Annotated in this window: 10 protein-coding genes; 4 read left to right on the top strand and 6 right to left on the bottom strand. The window is 67.3% G+C overall.

The window, feature by feature from the left end:
* The gene (locus ARC63_RS05890) at positions 1 to 564 is read left to right on the top strand and encodes a TetR/AcrR family transcriptional regulator (RefSeq protein ID WP_057502799.1); all 564 of its coding nucleotides are present in this window, start codon (positions 1 to 3) and stop codon (positions 562 to 564) included.
* Positions 565 to 662: 98 nt separating this feature from the next.
* On the opposite strand, the gene ARC63_RS05895 is transcribed toward ARC63_RS05890, so the two are convergent.
* A complete protein-coding gene (locus ARC63_RS05895) occupies positions 663 to 1,544 on the bottom strand; it encodes an AraC family transcriptional regulator (protein ID WP_057502800.1) in 882 nt (293 codons plus the stop codon).
* 106 nt (positions 1,545 to 1,650) lie between these two features.
* On the opposite strand from ARC63_RS05895, the gene ARC63_RS05900 reads away from it, so the two are divergent.
* A complete protein-coding gene (locus ARC63_RS05900; protein ID WP_057502801.1) occupies positions 1,651 to 2,187 on the top strand; it encodes a carboxymuconolactone decarboxylase family protein in 537 nt (178 codons plus the stop codon).
* Between the two features lie 38 nt (positions 2,188 to 2,225).
* Here ARC63_RS05900 and fdhD read toward each other — a convergent pair whose 3' ends face one another.
* Positions 2,226 to 3,074 (bottom strand): formate dehydrogenase accessory sulfurtransferase FdhD, encoded by an 849-nt coding sequence (gene fdhD, locus ARC63_RS05905; RefSeq protein WP_057502802.1) that lies wholly within the window; start codon positions 3,072 to 3,074, stop codon positions 2,226 to 2,228.
* Positions 3,075 to 3,318: 244 nt separating this feature from the next.
* Here fdhD and ARC63_RS05910 point away from each other — a divergent pair, with 244 nt between their 5' ends.
* Both ARC63_RS05910 and ARC63_RS05915 read left to right on the top strand, forming a co-directional pair.
* The gene (locus ARC63_RS05910) at positions 3,319 to 5,604 is read left to right on the top strand and encodes an FdhF/YdeP family oxidoreductase (protein ID WP_057502803.1); all 2,286 of its coding nucleotides are present in this window, start codon (positions 3,319 to 3,321) and stop codon (positions 5,602 to 5,604) included.
* A 477-nt stretch (positions 5,605 to 6,081) separates the two neighbouring features.
* Entirely contained in the window at positions 6,082 to 6,621 is a 540-nt protein-coding gene (locus ARC63_RS05915; RefSeq protein WP_082587818.1) for a DUF411 domain-containing protein, read from the top strand.
* A 115-nt stretch (positions 6,622 to 6,736) separates the two neighbouring features.
* Here the strand turns inward: ARC63_RS05915 and blaL1 are convergent, their stop codons facing one another.
* The 4 genes from blaL1 to ARC63_RS05935 form a co-directional block, all read right to left on the bottom strand.
* A complete protein-coding gene (gene blaL1 / locus ARC63_RS05920) occupies positions 6,737 to 7,609 on the bottom strand; it encodes a L1 family subclass B3 metallo-beta-lactamase (RefSeq protein ID WP_057502804.1) in 873 nt (290 codons plus the stop codon).
* A 95-nt stretch (positions 7,610 to 7,704) separates the two neighbouring features.
* A complete protein-coding gene (locus ARC63_RS05925; RefSeq protein WP_057502805.1) occupies positions 7,705 to 10,134 on the bottom strand; it encodes a TonB-dependent receptor in 2,430 nt (809 codons plus the stop codon).
* A 71-nt stretch (positions 10,135 to 10,205) separates the two neighbouring features.
* Complete coding sequence (locus tag ARC63_RS05930; protein WP_010485457.1) at positions 10,206 to 11,042, bottom strand: FecR family protein; 837 nt, start codon at positions 11,040 to 11,042, stop codon at positions 10,206 to 10,208.
* Positions 11,039 to 11,168 (bottom strand): sigma factor-like helix-turn-helix DNA-binding protein (locus ARC63_RS05935; protein WP_338141130.1); only part of this gene is annotated, 130 nt, incomplete at its 5' end. The genes ARC63_RS05930 and ARC63_RS05935, both read right to left, overlap by 4 nt.

Here is an 11,168-nt window from a genome sequence, read left to right on the forward strand (position 1 = left end):
ATGAGAACCAGCAAGCGCGATCGCATCCTCGACGCCGCCGTCAACGTGATCAATCGTGACGGCGTGCGCGCGGTGACCTTTGAGTCGGTGGCGGCCGAGGCCCAGCTGACACGCGGTGGCCTGCTGTATCACTTCCCGTCCCGCGAGGCGCTGCTGCGGGGGATCGACGAACACCTGGTACAGGCCTGGGAGACGTCGATGGAAGCGTTGCTGGGCAAGACCGCCGAGCAGGCCACTGCGTTGGAGCGTTACCAGACCTTCGTGCGCGTGTCGGCCCAGAGCGCCACCCGTGCCGAGCTGATGTTCATGCTCGAATCGGCCGACCCGGACGCCGAAGAGCGCCCGTGGGGACCGGCGGTGCGTCGCTGGGCACCGCTGCCGCCGGAGGCGGGTACAGCGGAAGACAGCGCAGCGCTCGACAATTTCGTGGCGCGGCTGGCCGCCGATGGCCTGTGGATCTACGAGGCGATGTACGAAGGGCAGCTGGACGAAGGCGTACGTGCCCAGGTTGCCGAGCGCATCGCCGGGCTGCTGGCGAAGTCTGATGGGGCACCGCACTTGTAGCGTCGAGCCATGCTCGACTGCTCTCCGGTCAGGCAACGAAACCCCCGCGCTTCGCGCGATAGCTGACCCGCGGTCGACTCTACCCGTTACCTATTTATTTACCCAGCCGGCGCTGCGCTCGCGGCCAACCACGCCCTCGGCGAGGCCCCCAACCGTTTGCGGAACGCTTTCGACAGCGACGCGGTATCGGCAAAGCCCACCTCGATCGCCACCTGCTTGACCGCCACGCCGGCCCTCAATTGCGCGCAGGCCAGGCTCAGCCGCCAGTCCAGCAGATAACTGGCCGGCGTTGCCTGCATCACGTCCTTGAACACGGCCGCGAACGCGCTGCGCGACATGCTGGCCGTCGCGGCCATGCGCGGCAGCGTCCATTCGTCCTGTGGCGCCTGGTGCATCGCCACCAGTGTGCGTGCCAGCCGTACATCGGACAGCCCCCGCATCAGCCCATGGCTGACGCCGGCCGCATCCGGGTGGTCCACCACCCAGCGCAGGATCTGGATCAGCGCGACCTCGAACAGGCGGTTGGTCAGCAGCCGTGAACCACAGCGCTGGCGATCGGCCTCGGCGAACAGCAGGTGCAGGGTGTCATCCAGTTCGCCGATCGCGGCCAGTGGCACCACCATCACCGGCGGCAGCGACTGCACGATCGGATTACGCGCGCCGCCATCGAAATCCAGCGTGGCGCAGGTGAAATCCGGGCCTTCCAGCGGTGCATTGAAGAACACATGGTGCAGCGGTTGCGGATACAGCAGCAGGCTGGGTGTGTCGATCTTCAACCGGGGCAGCGCGATATCGCCGTCGGGATGACGGACCTCCATTTCACCCTGGCGCAGGATGTGCAGGAAGGCACGACCGGGCTGCGGCTCGAAGACATGGCGCCCGCACAGCGGACCGCTGTGGAACAGCGCGGCCTGCACCCGGAAGCGTTCCAGCAGGGAGGAGAGACGGTCGGGTGGGGAGGTGTCGGTGGGCGTGCTCATGGATGAATGGACAACATGTGTGGCTGATTGCGCCTGAAGCGTCCAGCGAGTCTACCTAGGATGAGCGGGTCGTCCAATCCCGGGCGCTTTCCCAAGGAGATCCACCATGTCCCGTGTCCCCCTGCTCGATGCCGCCAACACCACCGCCGACCGCGAGGCCCTGCTGGGTCAGGTCCACGCTGCCTTCGGCGCCACCCCGGCCATGTTCCGCGCCGTGGCCAACTCGCCAGCCGCCCTGCAGAGCATGTGGGGTTCGTTCGGCGCGCTGGGCGGCGGTCGCCTGTCGCCGCTGCTGGGCGAGCAGATCGCCGTGGCCATCGCCAACCGCAATGCCTGCGAGTATTGCCTGGCCGCACACACCGCGCTGGGCCGCAAGGCGGGTGCCAGCAGCGAGCAGATGGCCGCTGCACAGATCGGTCAGTCCAGTGACCCGGCTACCGCCGCTGCCCTGGACTTCGCGCTGAAGGTAGTCGAGCAGCGTGCGCAGGTCACCGATGGCGATGTGCAGGCGCTGCGTGCGGCCGGCTTCGACGATGAGCAGATCGTTGAGATCCTCGCCCACGTAGCGCTCAACCTGTTCACGAACTACGTCAACGTAGCGTTCGACGTGCCGGTGGACTTCCCGAAGGTGGCGCTGCGCTGAGCTGTGCCAGACCGGGGGCGTCGTGCTCCCGGTCGTTCTCAGTCGTCCCGGTTATCGTTCGCCTGCAGCCGCTCGGGATGGGTATACACGTTGAATCCGCGCTCCCGCGCGAACCCGACCAGGCACAGGCCTGCACTACGGGCAAGGTCGATCGCCAGCGCGGTCGGTGCCGAGACAGCAGCCAGTACGCTGACGCCGGCCCGTACGGCTTTGCTGACCATTTCGTAGCTGGCGCGGCTGGAAATCACCAGCAGCCCCCCCTCGATCGTGTGTTCGTTGTGATGCAGGGCGCCGATCAGCTTGTCCAGCGCGTTGTGGCGACCGACGTCTTCGCGCACCCAGCCGATGCGACCGCTGGCGTCGGCCCAGGCCGCGGCATGGGTCGAACCGCTCACCGCATTCATCGGCTGATGCTGCACCAGCGTGGCCAGCGCCCGTTGCAGGGCTGCTGGCGGGTAGGTTCGCCGTTCGCGCACCTCAGGCAGCGGCCGCAGCACTTCCTCCAGCTGGCGCGTGCCGCACAGGCCGCAGCCACCGCGGCCGGGCAGCAGGCGCCCGTTGGCCGGATCCAGGTCGGCACCGGGTGCATCCTCGGTCACGGTCATCTGCAGCTCGATGCCTTCCAGTTGCGGTCGTACCTCGATGGCCAGCAATTGGGCAGGCGTAGCGATCAATCCCTCGCTGAGCGAGAAGCCCAGCGCAAAGTCCTCCAGGTCGCAGGGTGTGGCCATCATCACCGCGAAGGCGGCGCCGTTGTAACGCAGCGCCACCGGCACTTCCTCAGCCACCACGTCTACCAGCGGCTGTTGCCCCTCGCTGCGCCAGCGCTGCAACGGGCGCAGGGCCGTGCCGGCAGGCGGGGTGTGCGGTGGGGTCGAATCAGGCATGCAGCGCGTCCGGACTAAGGAGATACGCAGGTGGTGGATCACCCACGGCGTCGAGAATAGCGCAGTGGCCATGCGCTGACGCGGGTGTAACCGTTGTCATGGCAGGCTGCGCTGAAAACAGCGTGCACCCACTGGCGAAGCCGTGCAGGCCGTGTTTGACTGTGGGGCTGGCCGTGCGTTGGAAAGCACCGCCGGACCGCGTTGTGCCCATTGTTGCTGCGTTCCTCCCGCCAGGTTCCCGAACATGTCCGAGCAGAAGCCACCGCGTTACAAGCCGTACAACCAGCCGGCCGGTGGCTGGGGTGCCGCCGGTGCCACGGCCAAGGTGCTGCTGCAGCAAAGCGTGATCGGCAAAGGCTCGAAGGCGTTGCTGGCGATGAACCAGCCGGGTGGCTTCAAGTGCCCCAGCTGCGCGTTCCCCGACGCCGACGAACGCAAAAAGCTGGAGTTCTGCGAGAACGGCGCGAAGGCGCTGGCCTGGGAGGCCACCCAGTTCCGCGCCGGTCGCGAGCTGTTCGCCCAGTACACCGTCACCGAACTGATGGCGCAGACCGACTACTGGCTGGAGATGCAGGGCCGGCTGACCGAGCCGATGCGCTACGACGCAGCCACCGACCACTACGTGCCGTGCAGCTGGGATGATGCCTTCGCGCTGATCGGCCGCCACCTGCAGGCGCTGGACAGCCCGCACCAGGCCGAGTTCTATACCTCCGGGCGCACGCCCAATGAAGCGGCGTTCCTGTATTCGATCTTTGTGCGCGAGTTCGGTACCAACAACTTCCCGGACTGCTCGAACATGTGCCACGAGCCGACCAGCCGCGGCCTGCCGCCGGCCATCGGGGTGGGCAAGGGCACGATCGTGCTGCAGGATTTCGAGCACGCCGAGGCGATCTTCGTGATCGGCCAGAACACCGGCACCAATTCACCGCGGATGATGAGCAACCTGGTCGAGGCGCGCAAACGCGGCATCCCGATCGTGGCGGTCAATCCGATGCCCGAGCGCGCCCTGATCCGCTTTGCCGAGCCGCAGGACGTGGTGCAGATGGCCACGTTCGGTTCCACCGAGATCACCAGCGAGTTCGTGCACATCCGTATCGGCGGCGACCTGGCTCTGATCAAAGGCATGATGAAGGTGATGTTCGAGCGCGAGGCGCAGGGCGAGCGCGTGCTCGACCATGATTTCCTGTCAGAACACACTGTGGGGCTGGAGGCGCTGCGCGAAGACGTGATGGCGCAGGGGTGGGACGAGATCGTGCAGGTGTCCGGCATTTCGCAGGCGCAGATCCGACGCTGTGCGGAGATCTACATCCGCTCCAAGGCCACCGTGATCTGCTACGGCATGGGGCTGACCCAGCACCAGTATGGCTCGCGCCTGCTGCAGCAGGTCGCCAACCTGCTGATGCTGCGCGGCAACTTCGGCAAGCCCGGTGCGGGCATCGGGCCGATCCGTGGGCATTCCAATGTGCAGGGCGACCGCACCGTCGGCATCGACGAGAAGCCCAAGCCGGCCTATCTGGACCGCGTGCAGCAGGTGTTCGGCTTCGATCCGCCGCGTGAGCATGGCCATCATGTGGTCGAATCCATCGAGGCGATGCTGGACGGCAGCGCCAAGGTGTTCATCGGCCTGGGTGGCAACTTCATCCATGCGGTGCCCGATACGCCTCGCGCGTATGAAGCGATGCGTGGGCTGGACCTGACCGTGGGCATCGCCACCAAGCTCAACCGCGGTCATCTGGTTCATGGCCGCGATGCGCTGATCCTGCCGGTGGTGGCGCGCTCGGAGCGCATCGTCACGCCGGCCGGCGAGCAGTTCGTCACCATCGAAGACGCGATGTCGAACGTGACCGCCTCGCGCGGCGTGCTCGAACCGGTCAGCACCGAGGTGCTGCCCGAGGTCGAGATCGTCTGCCGCATGGCGATGGCCGCACTGCCGGACAGCAAGGTCGATTGGGCGCGCTGCTTGCACGACTATGCGCCCATCCGCGATCTGATCGCTGCGGTGTACCCGGAGATCTACACCGGCTTCAACGAGCGCATCCAGCAGCCACACGGCTTCCATCTGGACATTCCGCCGCGCCGCCGCGTCTGGCCCACGCCGAATGGCAAGGCCAACATCCTGGTGATGCCCGGCCTGGACGTGGACGATCCGGTGCACGATCCGGACATGTTGCGGTTGGCCACGGTACGCTCGCACGATCAGTACAACACCACCATCTACAGCTACAACGACCGCTATCGCGGCGTGTACAACGATCGCATGGTGCTGTTCATGAACATCGAGGACCGGCTGGCGCGCGGACTGCAGAAGGAGGCGCTGGTCAGCCTGGAGACGATCAGCGGCGATGGCGTGCAGCGGCGCATCGAGGGCCTGACCGTGCTGGACTACCCGATGCCGCGCGGCGCGCTGGCCGGTTACTACCCGGAGCTGAACCCGTTGTTGCCGCTGGACTACTACGACCGCATCAGCGGCACGCCCGCCGCCAAGTCGATTCCGGTGCGGGTGCAGGCGATGGCCGCGGCCATTGCTTAGCGCGCGCATCGGCTATCATCGGCGTGTGAACCTGTCTGGCCTGCTGCTGCGATGGATGTTGCTTGTCGCCCTGGTGCTGAATGCACCGGCGCTGGCGCTCGCCGCGTCTTCGTACAGCGGCCCGGCCAGCCAGGACCATTGCGCTGCACCGCATTCGGCGGCCATGGCCGGATGCTGCGACGATGCAGCATCAACGGTCTGCCAGAGCAATGAGTGCGAATGCCCGCCGGCCAGCCTCGGCATGCTGGCCTCCCTGAGCGGAACGCCCGCCTTGCCATGGCGTGAGGCGCCTTTGCCAGCCAGCGCCCAGCAACGCGCACCGCCGCCGTTGCCGGACCCATTACGGCCTCCCATCGTGTGATTCCCTGCAGGCCTCAAGTGCCTGCCATAGCTGCTCGACTCATTCTCGACTCTGCCTGTGCCTTCGATGCGCAGGCAGCGGGCCGCGTTGCCCGCATCTGCAAAGGAATCAACACCATGAACCGTTCTCTCTCCCTCGGCCTTCTGCTGGGCACCGCGCTGGCCACCACCGCCTGCGCGCGTGCCGCTGAAGAATCCGCCGCCACGCCGGTTGCCAGCGAAGCCCCTGCGGCACCGATCATGGCCGGTCCGTCGCAGGTGGATCCTGCACTGCCCATCGCCATCGTGCACAAGACTGCCAGCTGTGGCTGCTGCGGCATCTGGGTCGATCACCTGAAGGCCGAAGGCTTCCAGGTGGATGTGCGCGACACCGACGACATGAACCCGATCAAGGTCCGCCTGGGTGTACCGGTCGGCAAGGCGTCCTGCCACACCGCCGAGATCGGTGGTTACGTGGTTGAAGGCCACATCCCGGCCGAGGACATCAAGCGACTGCTGGCCGAGCGACCGGCGGTGCGCGGGCTTGTGCTGCCCGGAATGCCGGCCGGTTCGCCGGGCATGGAAATGCCCGACGGCTACGTGCAGCCGTACACTGTCGAGCTGGTGCGCACCGACGGCAGCACCGAGCCGTTTGCCCAGCACGGGCAGGGTGGCTGATGGTCGCAGGTGCCGGTCGCCCTGACCGGCACCTTCCCACGTGTCCTGTGTAGAGCCGAGCCCACGCTCGGCTGTTTTCTTCCGGCAAGCCGAGCGTGGGCTCGGCTCTACAGGATCAGCGGTGTGCCGCGGATTCATTGGCCAGCTGCGCGTCGAATTTCTTCTCGGCCCCATCCGCGTAGGCCTTGCACGTCAGTGCGTTGGCGCTGGCCTTGCTGCCGGCGGCATAGTTCCAGTTGCTGGCACCCGGATGCGGGGTGAGCAGCAGATCGCAGGGCAGCGCCCGCACCGTTGCGAAGCTGCGCTTGTAGTCCTCGATCAGTCGCGGATAACGGGGATTGCCCTTCAGCTGGTAACCCGGCGCGCTCAGGCTGTCGGCGTAGGCGATGCGCACCGGCTTGCCGTCGCGCGTATCGGTCCAGGTCCAGGCGGTGCTGCCCGGGGTGTGCCCCGGCATGAAGTGCGCGGTGAATGCGATGCCGCCCACCGTGACCACTTCGCCATCCATGATGATGCGGTCGGCGCTGGTGGGCGGATAGGTGATGCCCTCGCCAAAGTGCAGGTCGTTGCTGCCGCCGCGCGCCAGCAGCACCGCTGATTCGGCATTGGCCACAACGTGCGCGCCGGTGCGACGCTTGAGCTCGGCCACCGGGCCGGCGTGGTCGGCATGCGCATGGCTGAGCAGGATCAGTCGCAGGTCCTGCGGGGCCACGCCGCGCACCTTCATGTTGTCCAGCAGGTGGCCGGCCATCTGTGGCATGCCGCCGTCCAGCAGCACTGCGCCCTCGGCGGTCTGCACCAGCAGCGCGGTCAGGTTTTCGGTACCGATCTGCCAGGTCTGGTCGGCGATCTGCAGCGGTGCCATCGGCTGCAGCCAGGAGGTGTCCACGGTGTAGGCCCGCAGCTGCGGCAGTGGTGCGTCGGCGGCACTGGCGTGCGCGACCGGAACAGCAGCGGTCAGGGCGAAGGCGAGCAGGGAACAACGCATGGTTCACGTCCGTTTGAAGGAGGCCCAGAAACTAGCATGGGCCCCCTTCATCGCGTCTCGCGTAGATTTCATGGCTCCCATAAGGGCGCCATGGATCAGTACCGGTACTGCCACCCCAGCGTCAGCACCCGGCCGCGGCCGGAGAAATAGCTCGGATTCGACGGCGTGGTCTGCGAGTAGTAGCTGATGTACTGCTTGTCCGCCAGGTTCTGCACGCCCAGCGTGAAGGCGTGCTTGTCCAGCGTATAGCGCGCGACCAGATCCAGAGTGGTGTAACCCTTGAACTCCGCCACCTGCGCGCCACGCAGGTCGAAATCACGGTCGAAGGCATGGCTGGCCTGCAGGCGCGTGCTGAGCTGCGGCGTCCAGCTCTGTTCCCAGAACGCGGTCAGCCGGTTCGGTGCGATGTTCACGCCGGCGAGGTCGCTGTCGAGACGACCGTCGACGTCGGCGTCGTAGCGGCCGTTGGCGCGCGCATAGCCCAGGCCAAGCCGGCTGTCGCCCAACCGCAGGCGCAGGTTGCTTTCAAAGCCTTCCACGCGGGTGGCCTGGCGCTGCACCGCATAGGCATCGATGCCCGGATCGTAGATCAGTACCGAGCCGAGCTTGGATTCGGAGGTGTAGTAGGCGATGTCGCCGCTGAAGCGGCCATCGTCGTACTCCAGGCCAATCTCGCGGTTGTCCGACACTACCGGTGACAGGTCGATGAGGCTGTCCACGCGTTGTCCGTCGCGGTTGATCGCGCGCAGCACGCGGCCGACGTCGGCCACGGTGTAGCCTTCCGAATACGAGGCGTAGGCGTTGAGGCGATCGTTGATGTACCAGACCGCGCCGAAGTTGGGCAGGGTCTCGCTCATGGTCGGCTTGCCGCCAGCCACCTTGCGAGCGCCGTAGCGGGGCAGGGTGGTGTAGTCACCCACGTCCAGCTCGCCCTTCTCGTAACGCAGGCCGCCGGACAGCATCAGGTGATCGGTCGGCCACCAGTGCAGCTGCAGCAGCGGTGACAGGCTCTGGTAGGTGGTCTGCGGCACCCAGTTCATGCCACTGGCCAGCAGCACCTGGTGGGTGCGGTCGCGCAGGCCGTCCAGGCCCAGGGTCACGTCCAGCGTGGTGTCGGCGACGCGGGTCCAGCTCTGGGTCAGCTTGAAGCCGCGCTTGTCCGATTCGTTCTGGGTCTGGTCCCAGGCGGCGTTGGCGCCGGTGTTGCCCCACGGGTCCCACTGGCTGGCACCGTAGCGGCCTTCGAAATCCACCGCGAAGGCCTGCGCCTGAAAACAGCCACCGAGCAGGTCGGCGGCGCTGTAGTCCACCGTCAGCGAACGCGAGCGGTTCATCGGCGGATCGAGTGGCGTATCGCCGGGGACCGAAATGGTCGGGCGACCGGTCCGATAGTCACCGTTGATGGCCAGGTAGTTGTCCATCCCGCGCAGTTCGTAGCGGTTGGCCATGACCTGCAGGCGATGGCCCTCGGCAATGTTCCAGCCCAGCTTGGCGAACACGTTCGATGAGGTCGAGTCCATCAGCTCGCCCTGCGCGTTGGTGCCGATCGATCGGCCCTCGCCGTCGTGGTACAGGCCCTGCTTCTCATAGGCCAGGCCAGCCACCAGGTCGAACTGCTCGCCGCGCACGCCCACCAGGGCCGAGCCGCGCTGGCCATTGTCGTCGTGGCGGCTGGGCAGGGCAGCGCTGTAGCTGACGTTGGTGTCGAGCAGGAACGCGCCCGGCTCACTGGGCGCACTGCGGGTGATGATGTTGACGATGCCGCCGGTGCCGCCGATGCCCTGCAGCGCGTTGGCGCCGTGGATGACCTCGATGCGTTCGATCATCGCCGGGTCGATGGTGTGCGAATCACGCGAGCCATCGCGCAGCGGCGTGGACTGCGGCACGCCGTCGACCATGTACAGGATGCCGCGGCCACGCAGGGTTTCGCCGTAGTTGGACATCTTTTCGCGCGCCGGGGCAAATGCCGGGATCTGTGACGACAGCACCCGCGACACATCCGAACCCAGCGCCAGCTGCTGGGCGATGTCCTCGCGGGTCAGCACCGTGATGGTATTGGGCATGGCGGTCTCGCCCTGCGGCATGCGCGCGGTCGAGGCCGAGACCGTAACGCGGGCCAGCGACGTCGTCGTGGCGGATGACGGCGCCGATGATGCGGCCCGGGCCGGGGTGCGCGGCTTCGCCGGCGCTGGCGCGGCACTCACCACGAACACACCCGGCGAACGTTCCTGCATCGCCAGGCCTTGCCCGGCCAGCAGCCGCTGCAGGGCCTCACGCGGGGTGTAGCGGCCATCAACAGCCGGGGCGCTGCGGCCGCTCACGCTGTCGGCGGCGAACAACAGCTGGATGCCACTCTGCCGCGCCAGCGAGTTGAGCGAAGCCTGCAACGGGCCTGCCGGCAGGTGCAGCTCGATGGGCGCTGACGCAGCGGTCTGCGCCGTGGCGGGCAGGGCCGCACACAGGCAGGCAGCGAGCAGGGTGGGGGCCAGCCGGCGCAGAGCGGCAGGCGGAACAGGGCGGGTCATGCGGGGGTCCTTCGGAAGGGTTCAAGCACTTGCCGGATGGGACGGCGCGCAACCCACCCTCGGTGTGGCATTCAATCGCGGGCGCGCAGATGCAGGCTGCCATCGGTGCCGGCATGCACCTGCACCGGCAGGATCTCGGGCAGCAGCGCGAGTACGGTCTCGGCGCGGTCGGCATCGAAGACGCCCGACACCTGCAGGGGCCCCAGCGCTGGGTCGTCCAGCACGATGGGACGGTCGTGATAGCGCTGCAGGATGCGCAGGACCTCGCTCAGTGGCATGCGGTCGAACTGCAGGCGTCCGGTGGTCCAGTCCGCCTGCTCTGGATCGATGGCTTCCGGAGGTGACAGCGAACCGCGCTGGGCCAGCAGGCGCTGCCCTGGCTTCAGCCGCTGTTCGCTGCCGCCCTCGTCGACGCGCACGCCGACCTCGCCGCGCCACAGTGTCACTTCGCTCAGTTCCCCCTGGCGGTCGACGTCGAACACCGTGCCGTAATTGCGCACGTGGACCGGGCCGGCATCCACCCCGAAGCGTCGCCAGGCCGAGTGCTGCACCTCGAAGCGTGCCCGCCCTTGTTCCAGCAGCACCTGCCGGGAGCGCAGATGGCGGCGCACCTGCACGCGGGTGCCTGCATCCAGCTGTACCCGACTGCCGTCGGCCAGGACGAGTTCACGGCGTTCGCCCACGCCGGTCTGGTAATCGCGGACCTGCCAGGCCGGGTCGGCCACGAGTACGGCGCCGGCCAGCACCAGCAACACGGGCAGTACCCGCTTCGCGCCGCCACCCCGGCGGCGCAGCGTTTCCGGGTCGGGCAGCGGAAAGCGTTGCTTCAGGGCGTCCCGATGCTGGTCCAGGATCTGGTCGGTGCTGGGGACTTCGGGTGGCGGCGGTGGTGCAGGTGCATCGCTCATTGCAGCGTGCCCTGCTGGCGGCAATCGGCCATGGCCAGCCGCAGGTGACGCTCCACCGCCTTCAGGCCGATGCCCATGCGCTGCGCGACGTCGGCCTGCGGCAGCGCGTGGATCTTGTGCAGGATG

The sequence above is a fragment of the Stenotrophomonas geniculata ATCC 19374 = JCM 13324 genome (genome assembly GCF_001431625.1).
GTDB lineage: Bacteria > Pseudomonadota > Gammaproteobacteria > Xanthomonadales > Xanthomonadaceae > Stenotrophomonas > Stenotrophomonas geniculata.

Coding starts and splice junctions, on each gene's coding strand:
- ARC63_RS05890 (WP_057502799.1), top strand. CDS start 1: ATGAGAACCAGCAAGCGCGATCGCATCCTCGACGCCGCCGTCAACGTG.
- ARC63_RS05895 (WP_057502800.1), bottom strand. CDS start 1,544: ATGAGCACGCCCACCGACACCTCCCCACCCGACCGTCTCTCCTCCCTG.
- ARC63_RS05900 (WP_057502801.1), top strand. CDS start 1,651: ATGTCCCGTGTCCCCCTGCTCGATGCCGCCAACACCACCGCCGACCGC.
- fdhD (WP_057502802.1), bottom strand. CDS start 3,074: ATGCCTGATTCGACCCCACCGCACACCCCGCCTGCCGGCACGGCCCTG.
- ARC63_RS05910 (WP_057502803.1), top strand. CDS start 3,319: ATGTCCGAGCAGAAGCCACCGCGTTACAAGCCGTACAACCAGCCGGCC.
- ARC63_RS05915 (WP_082587818.1), top strand. CDS start 6,082: ATGAACCGTTCTCTCTCCCTCGGCCTTCTGCTGGGCACCGCGCTGGCC.
- blaL1 (WP_057502804.1), bottom strand. CDS start 7,609: ATGCGTTGTTCCCTGCTCGCCTTCGCCCTGACCGCTGCTGTTCCGGTC.
- ARC63_RS05925 (WP_057502805.1), bottom strand. CDS start 10,134: ATGACCCGCCCTGTTCCGCCTGCCGCTCTGCGCCGGCTGGCCCCCACC.
- ARC63_RS05930 (WP_010485457.1), bottom strand. CDS start 11,042: ATGAGCGATGCACCTGCACCACCGCCGCCACCCGAAGTCCCCAGCACC.